A 20,227-nucleotide genomic window follows, 5' to 3' on the forward strand; every position below is an offset into this window, starting at 1 on the left:
AGATCACATTTATGGCGTGTAAAAAAAGCACAGTGAGAAAAAAACCGCCTTAAAACCCATCATAACGTGACATTTGTCACACTTTTAAATTGATGGTTTGTTTTTAAATTGTGATAAACATCACAATTTATTTTCAGCTGCAGCGCCCGATCGCGACGCTCTGTTTGATCTTCCCTGTGAGCACTCATCCCGCCGGGAACTAGCGAAGTGATGAATGAAAGAAAACTACATTGCCGAATGAATGGATTAATTGAAGTGTAGTACAGAAGCCTGCGCAATAAACCAGCAAGCTATTGGAAACGCTGAGGGGAAATAAAACAGGCCGGTAATGCCGGCCTGCTGCGTGCGTGGAGGCGTTATTGCGTCACGCTTTGAATGGTTTTCTGCGCATTCATCAGGTTCTGCTGTTTGGCCACCAGATTCGACATCATGGTGTTGTACTGCACCACCTGCTGCGCGGTGCGGAACTGCACGCCATTGTTGTTGAAGCTGACCTGATTGCCCTGGCTCTGCAGGAAATCGCCGACCTGCACCAGATCCTGCACAAAGCTGGCGGTGGTCGGGATCGCCGGCATCAGTGCGTTGGCCGGTGCGGTAACGATCTTGTCATAGGCCTGGTTGTACACCGCCTTCAGATCGTCGGGCTGCTTCAGCGCCGCGCGGGCGGTATCCGCCTGTGATTTGGCGGACTGGATCTGCTGGCCCAGCAGGTTCAACGCCCCGACCGATTGCTGCAGCGCATCGCGTTTGTTCAGATAGTCCTGCGCGGTGCGGATCTGGTTAATCTGATCCAGCGCCGGCGTCAGGCTGGCACCGACCGACTTGGACAGCTGCTGCGAGAAGCCGACCAAAATCGCGTAATCGCCGGCATAGTTGCCGAACTTCTGCTTCTGATCTTCGCTCAGCGTGGGGATGTTCGCCCCGCTGCGCATCACGGTATTCTGTAAGTAATCGATAAATGCTTTGCGCTGTTCCGGCTCTTTATCGCCGCAGGCGGTCAATTGCATGACCACCAACAATGCCAATACCGGTGCCAACCAACGCGCGAAACCTCTGCTCTGGATCCCTACCGCCATGTGACATAACTCCTGTTATAAACCTGCTTTTTCATTGGACTCCGCCCCTTTTTCCGCACTCCGTGCGCCTATAAGAATAGATCAACTGGCGGCGTTCCGATACGCGATTCCGCTTGCGATGAGCATTGCCCCGGCCGGGTGCGGTTGAAAATCGTGCGCAAAATGCACTGAGGTTCATTGCCGTCGGCGACCGGACGCTTCAATTTCCCCAAGTCGCCCCCCAAATCGCCAGGCGACCTTGCCTTCGCGCCCAGGAAACGGAAATAAAAAAAGCGCCCGCAGGCGCCTTTTCACAGCAGAGAATCGCTTACTGCAGCACGGAGATGTCCGCCACCTGCAGGAACAGTTCACGCAGCTTGCTCAGCAGCGTCAGGCGGTTCACGCGTACTTCCGCATCGTCCGCCATTACCATCACGTTGTCGAAGAACGCATCCACCGGCTCGCGCAGCGCAGCCAGCTCCACCAGCGCTTCCTGGTAGTTGCCCGCCGCGAAGTACGGCTGCAGCTTGTCGCGCAGCACCACCAGATGAGTCGCCAGCTGGATCTCCGCCGCGTCCTTCAGCACCGAGGCACGCACGCTGTCGTTCAGCGTTTCGGTAGACTTGGCCAGAATGTTGGAGACGCGTTTGTTGGCCGCAGCCAGCGCCGCCGCCGCTTCCAGCGTGCGGAAGTGAGACACCGCCTTGACGCGTGCGTCGAAGTCGGCCGGCTTGGTCGGACGGCGCGCCAGCACCGCCTGAATGGTATCGACCGCGTGGCCTTCTTCCTGATACCAGGCGCGGAAGCGGCCCAACATGAATTCCACCACCTCGTCGACCACTTTGGCGTTGGTCAGCTTGCTGCCGTACAGGCGCACGGCCTCTTCGGTCAGGGTCTGCAGATCCAGCGGCAGGTTTTTCTCGACGATGATGCGCAACACGCCCAGTGCGGCGCGGCGCAGCGCGAACGGGTCTTTATCGCCTTTCGGATGCTGCCCGATGCCGAAGATGCCGGCCAGGGTGTCCATCTTGTCGGCGATCGCCAGGGAACAGGCCACCAGCGACTGCGGCAGCGCATCGCCGGCGTAGCGCGGCTGATACTGCTCATTCAGCGCAACGGCGACGTCTTCCGCCTCACCGTCGTGGCGCGCGTAGTGCATGCCCATCACGCCCTGGGTATCGGTGAATTCGAACACCATGTTGGTCATCAGGTCGCACTTCGACAGCAGGCCCGCGCGGGTGGCGTGGTTGACGTCGGCGCCGATCTGGCCGGCAACCCAGCCCGCCAGCGCCTGAATGCGGTCGGTTTTGTCGCGCAGGGTGCCCAGCTGCTGTTGGAACAGCACGGTTTCCAGGCGCGGCAGGTTATCTTCCAGGCGTTTCTTACGGTCGGTGTTGAAGAAGAACTCGGCGTCGGCCAGGCGTGGACGCACCACCTTCTCGTTACCGGAGATGATCTGCTGCGGGTCTTTCGACTCGATGTTGGCCACGAAGATAAAGTTCGGCAGCAGTTTGCCCGCGGCGTCATACACCGGGAAATACTTCTGGTCGCCCTTCATGGTGTACACCAGCGCTTCCGCCGGCACCGCCAGGAATTTCTCTTCGAATTTGGCGGTCAGTACCACCGGCCATTCCACCAGCGAGGCCACTTCTTCCAGCAGGCTGTCGCTCAGATCGGCCTTGCCGCCAATCTTCTGCGCCGCCAGCTCTGCATCGCGCTTGATGAGGGCTTTACGCGCTTCATAGTCGGCGACCACTTTGCCGCGCTCCAACAGGATCTGCGGGTATTGGTCGGCGTTGTCGAGGGTGAACTCGGCTTCGCCCATGAAGCGGTGGCCGCGCACGGTGCGCGCAGAGTCGATGCCCAGCACGGTGCCTGGGATCAGATCGGCGCCCAGCAGCATCGTGACGGTATGTACCGGACGCACGAACTGCACGTCGGAGTCGCCCCAACGCATCAGTTTCGGGATCGGCAGTTTAGCCAGCGCGGTGCTGACCATGCCGGCCAGCAGTTGCTGCGCCGACTGGCCTTTGACGTGGGCGCGGTACATCAACCACTCGCCCTTGTCGGTCACCAGGCGTTCCGCCTGATCGACGGTGATGCCGCAGCCGCGCGCCCAGCCTTCGGCCGCTTTGCTCGGTTTGCCTTCGGCGTCGAACGCCTGGGCGATCGCCGGGCCGCGTTTTTCAATTTCGCGATCGGCCTGCGCCGCGCTCAGGTTGGCCACTTTCAGCGCCAGGCGGCGCGGTGCGGCGAACCAGCTCACGTCACCGTGTTCCAGGCCGGCGTTGTCCAGCTCGGCGGTGAAGTTGGCGGCGAAAGATTCCGCCAGGGAACGAAGCGCCTTCGGCGGCAGCTCTTCCGTGCCGATTTCCACCAGGAAAGTCTGTTGAGTCATGGCTGCCTCTTAGTTCTCGTTCTTCTTGTTGCACATCGGGAAGCCCAGCGCTTCGCGGGAAGCGTAGTAGGCTTCGGCAACGGCTTTGGTCAGCGTGCGGATGCGCAGAATGTAGCGTTGACGCTCGGTCACCGAAATCGCCTTGCGCGCGTCCAGCAGGTTGAAGGTATGGCCCGCCTTCAGGATGCGTTCATAGGCCGGCAGCGGCAGCGGTTTTTCCAGCGCCAGCAGCGATTGGGCTTCTTTCTCGTACTGCTCGAAGCAGGAGAACAGGAAGTCGACGTCGGCGTATTCGAAGTTGTAGGTGGACTGCTCCACTTCGTTCTGGTGGAACACGTCGCCGTAGGTGGTAACACCCAGCGGGCCGTTGCTCCACACCAGATCGTACACGCTGTCCACGCCCTGGATGTACATCGCCAGGCGCTCCAGGCCGTAGGTGATCTCGCCGGTCACCGGCTTGCACTCCAGGCCGCCGACCTGCTGGAAGTAGGTGAACTGCGTCACTTCCATGCCGTTCAGCCACACTTCCCAACCCAGGCCCCAGGCGCCGAGCGTCGGGTTTTCCCAGTTGTCTTCCACGAAGCGAATGTCGTGGATGGTCGGATCCAGACCCAGCTCTTTCAGCGAGCCCAGGTAGAGTTCCTGAATGTTGTCCGGCGACGGCTTAATCACCACCTGGAACTGGTAGTAGTGCTGGAGACGGTTCGGGTTTTCGCCGTAGCGGCCGTCGGTCGGGCGGCGGGATGGCTGCACATAGGCGGCGGCCATCGGCTCCGGCCCCAGTGCGCGCAGGCACGTCATCGGGTGTGAGGTTCCCGCGCCGACTTCCATGTCCAATGGTTGAACGATGGTGCAGCCCTGGCGCGCCCAATAATCCTGCAGTGTCAGGATCAGGCCCTGGAAGGTCTTGGTATCAAACTTTTGCATGTTGAATTCGCACGCGATACAAGTGGATTTAGATGGAATGGGCCAGTATACCCTTTGACCGTAAGATATACAGCCAGAATCCGGCAACAAGTGCGAATCGGGGTGAGAAGCGCTGGATTTTCACACGTCAGCCGCAGCGTGAAGACACGGCGCTCCGGCCGGCCCCTCGCCATCCACGAGCCGGCCTGAAAGGCGTGACGCCGCCAAATTCATTAGGCACACTTAACAAAAACATCACCCGCCGCCGTTTAAATAAGCAATTAGCTGAACGCTATATCTCGCCTCACCGGCCAAATTCAGGCTGATTTACGTACGCATATCCTTATATTTGCCACAAGATAAAGTTGCGACAATGTTATTTTTGTTAATTTTATCAACTAAAAAACTCCCCTCACCGAGAGATAATGTGATCAAGTGCCAGATTATTTCTTATTAACGTGAAAAATAAGGCGATAGCGCACGGCGGACCGAGGCTCTGGGCATGAAGGGAAGGTGAGGGATGAAATACGGTGCAAACGGGCCACAGAAACAAATTGACAGTTAATCTTTGGTTATACAATAATAAATAAAATTTTCCCTGGTGTTGGCCAAGTGGCTACCTGATCCTTTCATAGGATCAGTTTTTTTTTGTATTTCCGCCAACGTCATTGCGGCCCGCATAATTCACTCCAGGCCGCCCTCCGCTTAAATCCCTTATCAGACCTTATGGCTTATCCTGCGCCGTTGAGCGCGCCGATGGCCAATTCAAAAACGCGCGCTGACGCCGACGTTATACATAAACTGCTCGCCGCTGCTCAGCCCGCCGGTTTGCGACACGGTGGCGAAGGCCGATACCCTGTCCGTCAACGGCATGTTGGCCCCCAGCGTGACATCCACCCAGTTTTTGTCCTGGCCCGCACTGTCGCGGGTGAACGAGGTTTGCGTCGATTTCAAGCCACCGCCGGCGCGGTAGACGTCGTCGCCGAACTGATGCTGATAACTCACTTCCGCATAAGGGTTAAACACGCCGAATTGCGTATCCAGCCGCCAACCCAGCGCGCCGATCTGCGAGTGGTAGGTTTGATCGTTGAAGCGCATGGCGGTGCTGTCATCGCCATCTTCACCGTAGCCGGAAACGCGGCTGTAATCCCAGGCGAACTGCGCGACCGGCCCGGTGGTCAGGTAAGAAGTAATCGGGAAGTCATAGCCGGCGGTCACGCGCGCGCCCCACTGCTTGCCGGTGGTCGAACCGGTTTCGGTGCGCGTCAGCGGCCCCAGCCGCATGCTGCGGCGGATGTCGTCATAATCCATCGTCGCATAGTGCAGATCGGCGTTGACCCAGCCATGCTCGAATAGCGCCAGCGAACTGAAGGCCGACAGCAGCAGCCCGCGCGCCTTGTAATCAAAGCGGCTGGAAGGATGCTGATCGTCGTTGGAACCGGCGATCAACGCGCCGATTAACCAACTGTCGGTCAGCTGATAGTCCACGCCGACGGTCAGGTTGTGGGTAGTGGCATTGCCGTCCCCCGCCGCCCGGTTATCGGCATAGTCGTAGTGCTGGCCGGCGTAACCGCCGAACACGCCCAGCGATCCCTGCGGGTTGTCGCCGTTGCGCAGCTGCTGGAAGCGACTGTCGAGCGTGGCGCGACTGTCGCGCGCCATCGCCGCGGTCGCCTGATTCAGCGCCACCACCTGCGCCGGGCCATCCAACACCGCCTGAATATAATCCGCAATCAGCAGGTGCGCCTGCGGGCTGGGGTGGAAATGGTCGGAGAATAGATAGGACTGGCTGGCGTCGAAGCCGGGCATATCGGAACGACAAACCGCCGAGGAAACGCCCGGCGGGCAAGCCATACCGGCGGTGTTGGCGAAGCCGAACTGCGCCGGATTGGCGATCGCTTCGGCGAACAGCTTGTTGACGTCCACCCGAACGATATTGCCGCCGCCCTGCGCCAGCAGACGGTCTTCACTTTGATTATAGAAATCGGTCAGCTGGGCGGCCTGCGCGCTCAGGCTGTCATACGCCGCGATAAGCTGCGCGGCGATCGCCTGCTGCACCTGAGGAATGGCGCTGCCCTGCTTCGCCGCGGTGGCCAACGCCGCGTGGATCGCCTGCGTGCGTGAAGCGTTGTCCGGCGTCGCCACCGAATTAAGCGTGGCATAGGCCGCCTGGATCGCCGCCCCCTGCACCGGCGACAGCGCCTGTTGAATGATCAATTCCATCAGCTGCGGCGTGGAACCGATGTTCGGCACCGTTGGCACGATCACCGTGCCGGCGCCGGCGTTCAGCAGCGAATGCACCTGCGCGGCGGCGGCCGCAGCGCTGTTATAGGCCACGCCGGGCGCGGTAGCGGCATTCAGCGCCGCCGCCGCCAGATCGTTGCCGCCGATCCAATGAATATACAGCCCGTCGCCGTCGGCCTGGCCGTTGACCCGGTTCAGGTAGCGCTGCACCTGATCCTGGGTGTTGTCGACCGGGTTCAGGCCCGGCACCGCAACGGCGCCGCCGGCGGCGTAGTTTTCACCGCCGTTGTCCGAAGCCACCAGCGCCGCTCCGATGCGTTGCGCCAACGCTTCGTCGTACAGCAAGTGCTGGTTGCCGTCATAGGTGAACCGGCCGTTGTTTCCGGTATCGCTCAGGCTGTCGCCAAAGACGTACAGTTGATCGTACGCCTGAGCCGGTAGGGTCACACTGCAAAGTAGTGCCACTGCAAGCGCCGCCGGGCGGGGCATGCACGTTATTTTCAGAGGCATGAATCGACTCCTGAGAGCCTACAAATGAAGGCAATGTCGTTTTTATCATTGACCGGTTTTCCACCGGCCATGTAGTAACTATTGTCGGCTTTTTCGTCACGTCAAGCGGGCTGATGACAAAACAATCAGAGGCTTGCCAAGTTCGGCGCTACGAGCGATGATTACTGTTCATAAACACAGCATAAGGACAGTCAGGATGGCAGACGAACGTTGCGGTTGGGTGACGGCCGATCCGTTGTATCTCGAGTATCACGACAAGGAATGGGGCGCGCCCACCACCGACGCACGCGAGCTGTTTGAAATGCTGTGTCTGGAGGGGCAACAGGCCGGCCTTTCCTGGATCACCGTTCTGAAAAAGCGCGAGAATTACCGTCGCGCTTTCCACGGTTTCGATCCGCAGCGTGTCGCCGCCATGACCACAGAGGACGTGGAAAACCTGCTGCAGGACAGCGGCATCATCCGCCACCGCGGCAAGATAGAAGCCATCATCACCAACGCCAAGGCCTATCTGGCGATGGAAGCGGCCGGCGAAGATTTCGTCGCCTTCATTTGGGACTTCGTCGGCGGCCGGCCGCAGCTCAATCGCTGGCAGGCGCTGAACCAGGTGCCGGCCAAAACCGAACAGTCCGACGCCATGTCCAAGGCGCTGAAAAAGCGCGGCTTCAAGTTTATCGGCTCCACCATTTGTTACGCCTTCATGCAGGCCAGCGGGCTGGTGAACGATCATCTGACGGGGTGCATCTGCTACCCAAAGCCACGGTGATCCGCCCCTGTGGCCCGGAGGATCTCGAACGGCTGATGGCGCTGTGGCTGCCCAGCACCATCGCCGCCCATCCGTTCGTGGCGGAAAAGTACTGGCGTGAGAGCGCCGCGCTGGTGCGGGAAAACTACCTGCCGCGCGCGCAGAGCTGGGCCTGCTGGCATCACGACGAGATCGTTGGCTTTATCAGCGTGCTGGACGAGCAGTTCATCGGCGCGCTGTTTGTCGATCGAGCGTTTCACGGCCGCGGCGTCGCCCAGGTGCTGATGACGCACGTGCAGCAGCGCTACCGCCGGCTCAGCCTGGAGGTGTACCAGCAGAACCTGCGTGCCTGCGCGTTCTACCACAAGCACGGCTTTCAGGTGACGCAGCGCCTGTTCAATGAAGAAACCCAGGCCTATACGCTGATCATGAACTGGTCGGCAGTCGAAAATTCAACCCATTGGGCTCAGTTTCTCGGCGAAGTGTTGCAACGCCTTGATTCCGCTTTCCTGAGACTGCCTGTACCAGCTTACCCAGCGTCTCTGCGCCTCTTGTTCACTCGGGGCGTACCACAGTTCTTTCAGCGCTGTTTTCATCAGCCAGACCACATTCAACGGCTGATTCGCCTCCAGCAACTCCGTGAGCTTTACCTCATGCCCTTCGGGCAGGTTTTCGGGGTTGCGCAGCAGCAGCCAGCGGCTGCGTTTGATGACCTGACGCGATTTTGGGTTATCACGGAGTTGATTGGCCTGGTCGACGCGGACCCGGTCGATAACCTCCCGGCCATACTTTGCCACCACATGGAACAAGTCATAGACCACTTCCGCCTGCGGGCAGTGATGCCTGACTTCCAGGTCTAACGCCGTATTCATATCCATGGCGACAGACTGGATAGCGGCACAGCCTTCAGCGCCCAGCCAGACGAAGAAGGGGCGGAAGGCCGCTCTGCTGCGGCCTTCGCCCACCCACAACACCTGTTGCGTATCCGCATCCATCACCACGGTGGCATAACGATGTCCTTTGAACAGGGCGAACTCATCCATCACCAGACGGCGGAGGGTATGGCGCTGCGGCTCTGTCCGTTCCCGCAGCAGACGCCGGTAGTCGATATTCTTGACCGTATGCCAGTGCAGTCCGGTGAGTTGTGCAACATGTTTAATCGGCAGTAAACGGACCAGTGACTCAACCCATACGGATAGCGTCGTGGTATATCTCTGGCGTTCAGGCAACCAGCTGATTTTTTCGGTGGTGACCCCGCAATGGGGGCAACACAGGCGCCGGACGGGGACGTTGAGCCAGACGACCCAATCGAGCAGCTGGCGTTCACGCACTCGGCGGAAGGAAACATCATGCACAACAGGCACCCGCCGCTCACAACGACGACAACAGGGCATGACGGCAGCGTCAGGCTGGAGCTGGATAAGCAGGGAGTTGGCAGAAGGATGCGAGAAGGAATTGACGATAAAGCTTAAAAAAGGCGCATCCGCACCCCGGATGCGCGCAATTAGGAATCCGCTGCATGGCGTCGCCCGGCGTTTTGCCGCATAACTCCCCCCAGCACTTCCCCGCGCTCATCATTTGTCACGTTTTTCTCCGGAACTGCCGGCGAGTCAACGCGTCATAGTAGCGCGGTGACGCGGGCCCCACCTGCGTCGCCTATTTTTTGCGCCCCCGTTTTGGGCAGGCGCGTACAGATTTTGATGCCATTAAGGACAAGAACATGAAAAAACGCATTGCAATTATTGCCGGTGCAGTGAGCGTAGCGCTCACGCTGTCGGCCTGTACCACTAACCCATACACCGGCGAATCCGAAGTCGGCAAATCCGGCATCGGCGCAGGCCTCGGGGCCGCACTGGGCGCCGGTGTCGGCGTGCTGTCCTCTTCCAAGAAAGATCGCGGCAAGGGCGCGCTGATCGGCGCGGCGGCCGGTGCGGCACTGGGCGGCGGCGCAGGTTATTACATGGACGTGCAGGAAGCCAAACTGCGCGACAAGATGAAAGGCACCGGCGTCAGCGTCACCCGCCAGGGAGACAACATCGTGCTGAACATGCCGAACAACGTGACCTTCGACAGCAGCAGCGCCACGCTGAAACCGGCGGGCGCCAACACCCTGACCGGCGTCGCCATGGTGCTGAAAGAGTACCCGAAAACCGCGGTCAACGTTGTCGGCTACACCGACAGCACCGGCTCCCGCTCGCTCAACATGAACCTGTCGCAGCAGCGCGCCGACGGCGTAGCCAGCGCGCTGATCACCCAGGGCGTGGCGGCAAACCGTATCCGCACCACCGGTGCCGGCCCGGACAACCCGATCGCCTCCAACAGCACCGCGGAAGGCAAGGCGCAAAACCGCCGCGTCGAGATCACCCTCAGCCCGCTGCAGTAATCCCGTGCGGGGCGCGCAACCGGCGCCCCGCCGCCTCCCTGCGATTTTCTCCTTACCCTTCAATACTCCCGCCCGCACATCGGGTATGGTAGTCTCCTTGGCAATTAACCGCAGGAGGGATCGGCTGTGAGCACTGTCAAGGCAACGCGCGCCTCGGGACGCGCCACCATCAGCGATGTGGCCAGCATCGCCAAAACCGGCAAGACCAGCGTGTCGCGCTATCTGAATGGTGAACAACACCTGCTTTCCGACGATCTCAAACAGCGCATCGAACAGGCGATCCGGCAGCTCGACTACCGGCCAAGCCAGATGGCGCGCAGCCTGAAAGGCGGCCAGACCCGCCTGATCGGCCTGATCCTCGCCGATATCACCAACCCCTATTCGGTGGACGTGATGCGCGGCATCGAGGCCGCCTGCCGCCAGCACGGCTTTACCCTGCTGGTGTGTAACACCAACAACGAAGTCAATCAGGAACAGCACTACCTGCAGCTGCTCAGCAGTTACCGGGTGGAAGGCATCGTGGTCAACGCGGTCGGCATGCGCGAGGAAGCGTTATCCACGCTGCAACAGTCGATGCTGCCGATGGTACTGATCGACCGCAAAATCCCCGACTTCGCCTGCGACGTGGTGGGCCTGAACAACCGCGAAGCCGCCACCGTCGCCACCGAACATCTGCTGCAACAAGGTTTCGAAGCGATCCTGTTCCTCAGCGAGCCGCTCGGTACGGTCAATACCCGTCTCGAACGCCTGCACGCTTTCAGACACACCATGGCACAGCACCCCACGCTGTTGGCGGAGCAGGCCGAAACGCCGCTCAACGATCGGCAGAAGCTGGAGCAGGTGCTGAGCGATTTCAGCGGCCGCCATCGCGGCATGCGCAAGGCGGTGATCTCCGCCAACGGCGCCCTGACGCTGCAGGTGGCGCGCGCCATGCGCCGGCTCGGCATTCAGTGGGGCAACGACATCGGCCTGCTGGGCTTTGACGAGCTGGAGTGGGCGGAGCTGGCGGGCGTCGGCATCACCACGCTGAAACAGCCCACCTACCAAATGGGGCACGCGGCGCTGGAGCGGCTGGTGCAGCGCATTCAGGGCCTGGCTGCCCCCAGCGGCGAGCAGATGTTCTCCGGCGAGCTGATCGTCCGCGGCTCCACCACCCGCTAACCTGCCTTCTCCGGGGCCGTTGCCCGCCCCGCCCTCATCGGCTGTTTTTTGCTCAGCTTCGTGATTGCGATCATATTTTTACACTCTGTCGCTTTCCGCTGGAACCGGTTCCATTTAACGTACCGGTAACAGCAGCGGCGGCAACAATGCCGCCTCAGGAGTCAAAATGAAAACAGAAATCATCGTGGTCACCGGCGCCTACGGCACCGATACCGTCAAACAACACGGCGGCCAGCGCGCGCTGTTACCCATCATCGCCGGCGCGGGCGCCGACGGGGTGGAGATCCGCCGCGAACTGTTCGCCGCCGGCGAACTGGACAGCCTGCCGGCCCTGGCGCAAGAGATTGAACGCCAGCAGCTGTTCGCCGTCTACTCGGCCCCTGAGGCGCTGTTCACCCCGCAACATACGCTGAACCCTAACCTGCCGGCGCTGCTGGCGGAAGCGCAGGCGCTGAACGCGCGCCGGCTGAAGTTGTCCCTCGGCCATTTCCGCCCCGGCTTCGATTTTACCGAGCTGAAAGTGGCGCTGGAACAGCACCCGGTCAAACTGGTGGTCGAAAACGATCAGACGCCGGACTGCGGCATTTTGTCGATGCTGAACGCCTTTTTCCACGCCGCGGAAGATAGCCACCTGCCGGTCAGCATGACCTTCGATATGGCCAACTGGCTATGGGTGGGGCAAGACGCCTTCGCCGCCGCCGAGCGCCTGGCCCGCCACGTCGGTTACGTGCACGTCAAAGCCGCCACCCAAGGCCCGCGCGGCTGGCGCGCCGTCGCGCTGGACGATACCGACGGCAGCTGGCGCGATCTGCTGGCCCGCCTGCCGCACGATGCGCCGCGCGGCATCGAATTCCCGTTGCAGGGCGATGACCTGGAAGCCGTCACCCGCCATTACGTCAATATTTTGCGTGCGGAGTAACCCCATGATGACAACGTTAACGGCAACGACGGCGCAGCAGGCGCCCCTGGATGTGGTCACACTGGGCGAAGCCATGGCGATGTTCGTGGCGGCGCAAACCGGCGATTTGGCGGAGGTGGAAACCTTCACCAAACGCATCGCCGGCGCCGAACTGAACGTGGCGATCGGCCTGGCGCGTCTGGGCATGAACGTCGGCTGGGTCAGCCGCGTCGGCAACGATTCGTTCGGCCGCTTCACCCTGCAGCAGCTGAAAAAAGAAGGCATCAACTACCGGCAGGTGACGGTCGACGGCCACTATCCCACCGGTTTTCAGGTGAAATCCAAAACCACCGATGGTACCGATCCCAGCGTGGAATACTTCCGTAAAGGCTCGGCGGCCAGCCACCTGTCGGTCGCCGATTTCAACCCTGAGTATTTTGGTTCCGCGCGCCACCTGCACCTGAGCGGCGTGGCGGCGGCGCTGTCCAGCGAGTCGCTGGCGCTGTGCCACCATGCGGCGCGCGAAATGCGCGCCATGGGCAAAACCATTTCGTTCGACCCCAACCTGCGCCCGGTGCTGTGGCCCAGCCGCGAGGTGATGATCGAGCAGCTGAACCAGCTGGCGTTCGCCGCCGACTGGGTGCTGCCGGGGCTGAAAGAGGGGCAGATCCTCACCGGCCAATCGACGCCGGAAGGCATCGCCGATTTCTATCTGGAACGCGGCGTGCAGGCGGTGATCATCAAAACCGGCCCGGACGGCGCCTGGTTTAAAACCGCCGCCGGCGACAAGGCGGCAGTGGCCGCGGTCAAGGTCGACAACGTGGTGGATACCGTCGGCGCCGGTGACGGCTTTGCCGTCGGCACCCTCAGCGCCCTGCTGGAAGGCAAAACGCTGATACAGGCGGTGCAGCGCGGCAACAAAATCGGCTCGCTGGCGATCCAGGCCATCGGCGACAGCGAAGGCCTGCCAACCCGCGCGGCGCTGGCCGAATAACAATAAAAAAAACGACTTCTCCGCATGACGTCAGCCTCTGGCCCTACAACCGGGACGCGTCGGGAGAGCATCTGCCCCTTTGTCTTGCATGCCCAGCGTGCCGGGCGAAGGGGATGCAACACCACTGAAGGATACTGAACATGAACAAAGCGACTGTCGCGGCCAAACGCTGGTGGTACATCATGCCCATCGTGTTTATCACCTACAGCCTGGCCTATCTCGATCGCGCCAACTTCAGCTTCGCCTCTGCCGCCGGCATCAATGAAGATCTCGGCATCACCAAAGGCATGGCCTCGCTGCTGGGTGCGCTGTTTTTCCTCGGTTATTTCTTCTTCCAAATTCCCGGTGCCATCTACGCCGAACGCCGCAGCGTCAAAAAATTGATCTTCTGGTGCCTGATCCTGTGGGGCGGCTGCGCCTCGCTGACCGGCGTGGTCAGCAATATCCCGATGTTAGCCGCCATCCGCTTTATCCTCGGCGTGGTGGAAGCGGCGGTGATGCCGGCGATGCTGATCTACATCAGCAACTGGTTCACCAAATCGGAGCGCTCACGCGCCAATACCTTCCTGATCCTCGGCAACCCGGTGACGGTGCTGTGGATGTCGGTGGTGTCCGGCTACCTGATCCACGCCTTCGGCTGGCGTGAAATGTTCATCATCGAAGGCATTCCGGCGGTTATTTGGGCGTTCTGCTGGTGGGTGCTGGCGAAAGACAAACCGGCGCAGGCCGGCTGGCTGAGCGCCGAGGAGAAACAGGCGCTGCAACAGCAGCTGGACGAAGAGCAGAAAGGCATCAAGGCCGTGCGCAACTACGGCGAAGCCTTCCGTTCGCGCAACGTGATCCTGCTGTGCGTGCAGTACTTCGCCTGGAGCATCGGCGTGTACGGCTTCGTGCTGTGGCTGCCTTCCATCCTGCGCAGCGGCATGCAGATGGGCATGGTGGAAGCCGGCTGGCTGTCCGCGGTGCCTTACCTGGCGGCGACCATCGCCATGATCGTGGTCTCCTGGGCGTCGGACAAAATGCAAAACCGCAAGCTGTTCGTCTGGCCGCTGCTGCTGATCGGCGCGCTGGCGTTCTTCGGCTCTTACGCCGTGGGCACCAACCACTTCTGGATCTCCTACGGCCTGCTGGTGGTCGCCGGCGCCGCGATGTACGCCCCCTACGGGCCGTTCTTCGCCATCATTCCGGAAATGCTGCCGAAAAACGTTGCCGGGGGCGCCATGGCGCTGATCAACAGCATGGGCGCGCTTGGGTCGTTCTTCGGTTCGTGGTTCGTCGGCTATCTGAATGGCGCCACCGGCAGCCCGGCGGCCTCTTACATGTTTATGGCCATCGCACTGGTGGTGGCGGTGGTGCTGACGCTGATCGTCAAACCCGCCCGCAACGAGATCCAGCCGCAATTGGCTTGATCCGGTTATACTTTTTATCTGTTAACCCAACCGGGGGGGCGCCATGCCCCCTTTGGCCCAGCTGGAGTTCGTGATGAAGCCTTCTATCGTATTGTACAAAAGCCTGCCTGCCGATCTGCGTGAACGTCTGGAACAGCACTTCACCGTGCACGCCTTCAACGGCCTGCAGCCGGAGAACCGCGACGAACTGCGCCAGGCGCTGCAGCAGGCCGAAGGGATCATCGGTTCCGGCGGTAAAATTGACGAAGCCTTCCTGCAGCAGGCGCCCAAACTGCGCGCGGCCTCGACCGTTTCCGTCGGCTACGACAACTTCGACGTCGAGGCGCTCAACGCCCATAACGTGCTGCTGATGCACACCCCGACGGTGCTGACCGAAACCGTCGCCGACACCATCATGAGCCTGGTGCTGGCGACCGCACGCCGGTTGGTGGAAGTGGCCGAGCGGGTGAAGGCCGGCGAATGGCGCGGCAGCATCGGGCCGGACTGGTTCGGCGTCGACGTGCACCATAAAACCATCGGCATCCTCGGCATGGGGCGTATCGGCCTGGCGCTGGCGCAGCGCGCGCATTTCGGCTTCGGCATGCCGGTGCTGTACAACGCCCGCCGCACGCACGAAGAAGCGGAGCAGCGCTTTAACGCGCGCCGCTGCGATCTGGATACCCTGCTGGCCGAGTCGGATTTCGTTTGCATCACGCTGCCGCTGACCGAACAAACCTTCCACATGATCGGCCGCGATCAGCTGGCGAAAATGAAGAAAAGCGGCATTCTGATCAACGCCGGCCGCGGGCCGGTGGTGGATGAGCAGGCGCTGATCGAAGCGCTGCAAAACGGCGTGATCCACGCCGCCGGGTTGGACGTGTTCGAGAAAGAGCCGCTGCCGGCCAACTCGCCGCTGCTCAGCATGCCGAACGTGGTGGCGTTGCCGCACATCGGCTCCGCCACCCATGAAACGCGCTACGGCATGGCCGCCTGTGCGGTGGATAATTTGATCGCCGCGTTGACCGGCACGGTGAAAGAAAACTGCGTCAACCCGCAGCTGTTGCGGAAATAACTCAGCACGGCCGGTGGTCTGCGGATAACCGGCCGTGTTGCTCTTCCTGCTGCGGTGCGAACAGCGCCTGCAGCTGATGTTCTTCGGCGAAGTGCTGCAATTCGGCATCCTGAATTGCCTGAACGATCTCTTCTCGCCAGTTTTTGTCCGTCATCGCTAACCTCCTTTGATGTTCATCGTTTAATCTGCCGCAGCGCGCGCGCAAAGCCAAGCCGAATCAATCCGAAAACGCTCCGCCCTTCCTCTCCTCCCCGAAAAACCCCCGCAGGGAGGAGGCCATTTTTCCACCGTTTGCCACACTGGGCGCTACCCTGCGAAAAAACGCTTCCTGCCGCGCGTAAGGAGAGCCATGAAACTGTTACCCCTGCCCTTGTTGATGCTGCTGTCGCCTTCGGCGCTGGCCGGCTGGACGCTGCCGGGCTTCCCGGCCTTCGACGAAACTGCCGCCGGGCTGTTCGCCAGCCAGGCCGCGCTTCCCAAAGGCCAGCTGCCGCTGCGGCTGTATCAGGATAACCACTGCTGGCAGCCGGCCGAGGCGGTGAAGCTTAACCAGACGCTGTCGCTGCAGCCCTGCGGCACTCATCCGCCGGTCAGCTGGCGGCAGTTCCGCGCCGGCGATTATCAGGTGCGCATCGACACCCGCAGCGGCACGCCGACGCTGCAGCTCAGCCTGAGCAGCGCGCCGGAAAACACCGCCGTTGCCGTCCGCAGCTGCCCGCGCTGGGACGGCAAGCCGGTCACGATCGACGTCGCCTCCACCTTCGCCGAAGGCGAAACGCTGCGCGATTTCTATTCCGGTCAAACGGCGCAGGTGAGCCAGGGGAAAATCACGCTGCAGCCCGCCGCCGCCAGCGGCGGCCTGTTGCTGCTGGAATCCGCCGCCACGGCGAAACCGGCGGCGTTCAGCTGGCATAACGCCACGGTCTACTTCGTGCTGACCGATCGCTTTGAGAACGGCAACCCGGCCAATGACCACAGCTATGGGCGCCGCAGCGACGGCCTGCAGGAAATAGGCACCTTTCACGGCGGCGATCTGGCCGGCCTGACGCAGAAGCTGGATTATCTGCAGCAGCTGGGCGTCAACGCCTTGTGGATCAGCTCGCCGCTGGAGCAGATCCACGGCTGGGTTGGCGGCGGCACCAAAGGCGATTTCCCGCATTACGCCTATCACGGCTATTACGCACTGGACTGGACTCGCCTCGACGCCAACATGGGCACCGAACAGGAGCTGCGCACGCTGGTCGAGCAAGCGCATCGGCGCGGCATTCGCATTCTGTTCGACGTGGTGGTGAACCATGTCGGTTACGCCACGCTGGCGGATATGCAGACGTTCCACTTCGGCTCGCTGTATCTGCAAGGTACAGAGGTGGAGAAAACCCTGGGGAAAAACTGGAGCGACTGGCGCCCCGGGCCGGGGCAAAACTGGCACAGCTTCAACGACTACATCAACTTCAGCGACAAAGCGGGCTGGCGCCAATGGTGGGGGAAAAACTGGATCCGCACCGACATCGGCGACTATGACTCACCGGGCTATGACGACCTGACGATGTCGCTGGCCTTCCTGCCGGACATCAAAACCGAAGCGCCCGGCGCCAGCGGCCTGCCACTGTTCTATCGCCACAAACCCGACACCGCCGCGCGCGACATGCCCGGCGCCACCACCCGCGATTACCTGACCGTCTGGCTCAGCCAGTGGGTGCGCGATTACGGCATCGACGGTTTTCGCGTCGATACCGCCAAGCACGTGGAAAAACCTACGCTGGCGCTGTTGAAGCAGCGCGCCACGGCGGCATTGGCGGCGTGGAAAGCGGAGCATCCGCAGCAGGCGCTGGATGACGCGCCGTTTTGGATGACCGGCGAGGCCTGGGGCCACGGGGTGATGAAAAGCGACTATTACCAAAACGGCTTCGACGCGATGATCAACTTCGACTTCCAGGACCAGGCGTCGCAGGCATTGGGCTGCTTTGCCGACATCGACGCCACCTACCGGCAGATGGCCGAGCGGCTGCAGGATTTCAACGTGCTGAGCTACCTCTCTTCACACGACACCCGGCTGTTCTTCGCCGGCGACGCCAAAGGCTCGCTGCCGCTGCAACAGCGGGCGGCGAACCTGCTGTTGCTGGCGCCGGGTGCGGTGCAGATTTACTACGGCGATGAAAGCGGCCGCCCGCTCGGCCCAACCGGTTCCGATCCGCTGCAGGGCACCCGCTCCGACATGAACTGGCGTGAACTGCTGGGAGAAAAAGCCCCGCTGCTGGCCCACTGGCAACGGTTGGGGCAGTTCCGCGCTCGCCACCCGGCGATCGGCGGCGGCGTGCAAACCCCGCAGCCGCACGCCGCCTACTACGCCTTCAGCCGCCGGCTCGGCGACGATAAGGTGATGGTGGTGTGGGCCGGCGAACGGTCACAATAATCCAGTGTAATATGCTACTAATCGACTAATGGGCGAAGTTTGTGCCCATTGGTCGATTTGTCGGCCGCATTGCAGCGGGATTTGTCTGGCGGTATGGTGGGGGATTACCTGCTAAGAAACAGTACTGCTGCACCTATGACTTTCTCACTTTTCGGCGAAAAATTTACCCGTTATGCGGGCATTACCCGTTTGATGGACGACCTGAACGAAGGCCTGCGCACCCCCGGTGCCATCATGCTCGGTGGCGGCAACCCGGCGCAGATCCCAGAGATGGAAGCCTACTTCAAACAGCTGTGCCAGGAGATGCTCGATCAGGGCAAACTGACCGAAGCGCTGTGCAACTACGACGGCCCGCAAGGCAAGGACGCGCTGCTGAAAGCGCTGGCCAATCTGCTGCGTGACGAGCTCGGCTGGGAGATTTCGCCACAGAATATTGCACTGACGAACGGCAGCCAAAGCGCGTTTTTCTACTTGTTCAACCTGTTCGCCGGCCGCTATGCCGACGGTTCGCGCCGCCGCGTGCTGTTCCCATTGGCGCCGGAATATATCGGCTATGCCGACGCCGGGCTGGACGAAGGGCTGTTCGTCTCCGCCAAGCCGAACATCGAGCTGCTGCCGGACGGCCAGTTCAAGTATCACGTTGATTTCGAACACCTCACCATCGGCGACGACATCGGCATGATCTGCGTTTCACGGCCGACCAACCCGACCGGCAACGTGATCACCGACGAAGAGCTGATGAAGCTCGACCTGCTGGCGCAGCAGCGCGATATTCCGCTGGTGATCGACAACGCCTACGGCGTGCCTTTCCCCGGCATCATCTTCAGCGACGCCACGCCGCTGTGGAACCCGAACACCATCCTGTGCATGAGTCTGTCCAAGCTCGGCCTGCCGGGCTCGCGCTGCGGCATCGTGATCGCCGACGAGAAGGTGATCACCGCGCTGACCAACATGAACGGCATCATCAGCCTGTCGCCGGGCAGCATGGGGCCGGCGATGGCGACGGAAATGATCGCGCGCGGCGATCTGCTGCGCCTGTCGAACGAGGTGATTCGCCCGTTCTACAAACAGCGCGTCGAGCACACCATCGAGATTATCCGCCGCTACCTGTCGCCGGAGCGCTGCCTGATCCACAAACCGGAAGGGGCTATCTTCCTCTGGCTGTGGTTCAAGGATCTGCCGATCACCACCGAAGTGCTGTATCAGCGCCTGAAAAAGCGCGGCGTGCTGATGGTGCCGGGCCACTACTTCTTCCCGGGGCTGGAGCACGACTGGCCGCATACCCACCAGTGCATGCGCATGAACTACGTGCCCGACCCGGAGAAAATCGAGCGCGGCGTGGCGATCCTGGCGGAAGAGATCGAACGCGCGCATCAGGAAGGCTAACGCCGGCTGATTGAAAATTGACCGATAAAGATATACGATGCATATATCGTATATCTTTTTTTGGAGGGCTAGCGATGACTCGCATCGTGATCGATTTACCTGAAGAAGACCTGCGGCAGCTCGACAATCTGAAAAATATCCGCCACGTTCCCCGGGCCGAAATCATCCGTCAGGCCGTCTCCCGTTATCTGGCGGAGAACCACGTTGAAGATCCCAGCAATGCCTTCGGGCTCTGGTCCGGGGCGATGGGCGATGGCGTAGACTACGAAAATCGTCAGCGCGAGGAGTGGGAATAATGGTGGCTCAACGGGCGTTATTCGACACCAATATCCTGATCGATTATCTCAACGGCATTCCTCAAGCCAAAGACGTTCTGACCGAATACCACATCAACCCGGCTATTAGCGCCATCACCTGGATGGAAGTGATGGTGGGTGCCAAAAAACAGGGGCCGACGCTGGAGCTGAAAACGCGCCAGTTTTTAGGGCAATTCCTGCTGCTGCCTATTACCGATGAAGTTGCCGAACGCGCCGTAGAATTGCGCCACTCACAGCATGTGAAGCTGCCGGACGCCATTATCTGGGCCACCGCGCAGGTGGGGTTCCGGACGCTCATCTCCCGCAACCCCAAAGATTTTGGCACTGACAACGGCGTGTTAATGCCTTACCGGCTGTAGT

Annotated in this window: 17 protein-coding genes and 1 pseudogene; 12 read left to right on the forward strand and 6 right to left on the reverse strand. The window is 61.0% G+C overall.

Annotated elements, in window-relative coordinates; translation table 11 throughout:
* Positions 1–356 precede the first annotated feature (356 nt).
* The 4 genes from GF111_RS12690 to GF111_RS12705 all read right to left on the reverse strand — a co-directional run bounded on the left by GF111_RS12690 (position 357) and on the right by GF111_RS12705 (position 7,113).
* Positions 357–1,076, reverse strand: coding sequence for a DUF3053 domain-containing protein (locus GF111_RS12690; protein WP_147191817.1), 720 nt, complete (start codon positions 1,074–1,076; stop codon positions 357–359).
* 307 nt (positions 1,077–1,383) lie between these two features.
* Positions 1,384–3,453 (reverse strand): glycine--tRNA ligase subunit beta, encoded by a 2,070-nt coding sequence (gene glyS / locus GF111_RS12695; RefSeq protein ID WP_038875981.1) that lies wholly within the window; start codon positions 3,451–3,453, stop codon positions 1,384–1,386.
* A gap of 9 nt (positions 3,454–3,462) precedes the next feature.
* On the reverse strand, positions 3,463–4,380 hold the full coding sequence (gene glyQ, locus GF111_RS12700; protein ID WP_004933966.1) for a glycine--tRNA ligase subunit alpha: 918 nt from the start codon (positions 4,378–4,380) through the stop codon (positions 3,463–3,465).
* 744 nt (positions 4,381–5,124) lie between these two features.
* Entirely contained in the window at positions 5,125–7,113 is a 1,989-nt protein-coding gene (locus GF111_RS12705; protein ID WP_047729566.1) for an autotransporter domain-containing esterase, read from the reverse strand.
* Positions 7,114–7,309: 196 nt separating this feature from the next.
* On the opposite strand from GF111_RS12705, the gene GF111_RS12710 reads away from it, so the two are divergent.
* On the forward strand, positions 7,310–7,876 hold the full coding sequence (locus GF111_RS12710) for a DNA-3-methyladenine glycosylase I (protein WP_038875986.1): 567 nt from the start codon (positions 7,310–7,312) through the stop codon (positions 7,874–7,876).
* Positions 7,873–8,292 (forward strand): annotated as a pseudogene (locus GF111_RS12715) (N-acetyltransferase); the annotation flags it as partial. The gene GF111_RS12710 and the pseudogene GF111_RS12715, both read left to right, overlap by 4 nt.
* Positions 8,293–8,307: 15 nt before the next feature.
* Here GF111_RS12715 and GF111_RS12720 read toward each other — a convergent pair.
* Positions 8,308–9,360 carry an ISL3 family transposase gene (locus tag GF111_RS12720; protein ID WP_370633554.1) on the reverse strand — a complete coding sequence of 351 codons (1,053 nt, stop codon included), beginning with the start codon at positions 9,358–9,360 and terminating at the stop codon, positions 8,308–8,310.
* A 215-nt stretch (positions 9,361–9,575) separates the two neighbouring features.
* Between GF111_RS12720 and GF111_RS12725 the strand changes: the two genes are divergently transcribed.
* The 6 genes from GF111_RS12725 to ghrB all read left to right on the forward strand — a co-directional run bounded on the left by GF111_RS12725 (position 9,576) and on the right by ghrB (position 15,751).
* Positions 9,576–10,238 carry an OmpA family lipoprotein gene (locus GF111_RS12725; RefSeq protein ID WP_016929583.1) on the forward strand — a complete coding sequence of 221 codons (663 nt, stop codon included), beginning with the start codon at positions 9,576–9,578 and terminating at the stop codon, positions 10,236–10,238.
* A gap of 126 nt (positions 10,239–10,364) precedes the next feature.
* On the forward strand, positions 10,365–11,399 hold the full coding sequence (locus GF111_RS12730; protein WP_038875990.1) for a LacI family DNA-binding transcriptional regulator: 1,035 nt from the start codon (positions 10,365–10,367) through the stop codon (positions 11,397–11,399).
* A 166-nt stretch (positions 11,400–11,565) separates the two neighbouring features.
* A complete protein-coding gene (locus GF111_RS12735; RefSeq protein ID WP_038875991.1) occupies positions 11,566–12,318 on the forward strand; it encodes a sugar phosphate isomerase/epimerase in 753 nt (250 codons plus the stop codon).
* A 7-nt stretch (positions 12,319–12,325) separates the two neighbouring features.
* Positions 12,326–13,291: a sugar kinase gene (locus tag GF111_RS12740; RefSeq protein ID WP_038876064.1), complete on the forward strand. Its 966-nt coding sequence runs from the start codon at positions 12,326–12,328 to the stop codon at positions 13,289–13,291.
* Positions 13,292–13,431: 140 nt separating this feature from the next.
* A complete protein-coding gene (locus tag GF111_RS12745) occupies positions 13,432–14,700 on the forward strand; it encodes an MFS transporter (RefSeq protein WP_055317378.1) in 1,269 nt (422 codons plus the stop codon).
* A 73-nt stretch (positions 14,701–14,773) separates the two neighbouring features.
* On the forward strand, positions 14,774–15,751 hold the full coding sequence (gene ghrB, locus GF111_RS12750) for a glyoxylate/hydroxypyruvate reductase GhrB (protein ID WP_055317377.1): 978 nt from the start codon (positions 14,774–14,776) through the stop codon (positions 15,749–15,751).
* A gap of 1 nt (position 15,752) precedes the next feature.
* On the opposite strand, the gene GF111_RS12755 is transcribed toward ghrB, so the two are convergent.
* Positions 15,753–15,905, reverse strand: coding sequence for a hypothetical protein (locus GF111_RS12755; RefSeq protein WP_168166338.1), 153 nt, complete (start codon positions 15,903–15,905; stop codon positions 15,753–15,755).
* Between the two features lie 195 nt (positions 15,906–16,100).
* Between GF111_RS12755 and GF111_RS12760 the strand changes: the two genes are divergently transcribed.
* From GF111_RS12760 to GF111_RS12775, 4 genes are all read left to right on the forward strand, one after another.
* Positions 16,101–18,164: an alpha-amylase gene (locus GF111_RS12760; protein ID WP_038875997.1), complete on the forward strand. Its 2,064-nt coding sequence runs from the start codon at positions 16,101–16,103 to the stop codon at positions 18,162–18,164.
* Positions 18,165–18,299: 135 nt separating this feature from the next.
* On the forward strand, positions 18,300–19,550 hold the full coding sequence (locus GF111_RS12765) for a valine--pyruvate transaminase (protein ID WP_004933935.1): 1,251 nt from the start codon (positions 18,300–18,302) through the stop codon (positions 19,548–19,550).
* 74 nt (positions 19,551–19,624) lie between these two features.
* On the forward strand, positions 19,625–19,846 hold the full coding sequence (locus GF111_RS12770; protein WP_038875999.1) for a ribbon-helix-helix domain-containing protein: 222 nt from the start codon (positions 19,625–19,627) through the stop codon (positions 19,844–19,846).
* On the forward strand, positions 19,846–20,226 hold the full coding sequence (locus GF111_RS12775; protein ID WP_055317375.1) for a type II toxin-antitoxin system VapC family toxin: 381 nt from the start codon (positions 19,846–19,848) through the stop codon (positions 20,224–20,226). The genes GF111_RS12770 and GF111_RS12775 overlap by 1 nt, the downstream gene beginning before the upstream one ends.
* Position 20,227: the final 1 nt, after the last annotated feature.

Origin of the sequence: Serratia sp. HRI, assembly GCF_010119335.3 — a bacterium.
Lineage (GTDB): Bacteria > Pseudomonadota > Gammaproteobacteria > Enterobacterales > Enterobacteriaceae > Serratia > Serratia nevei.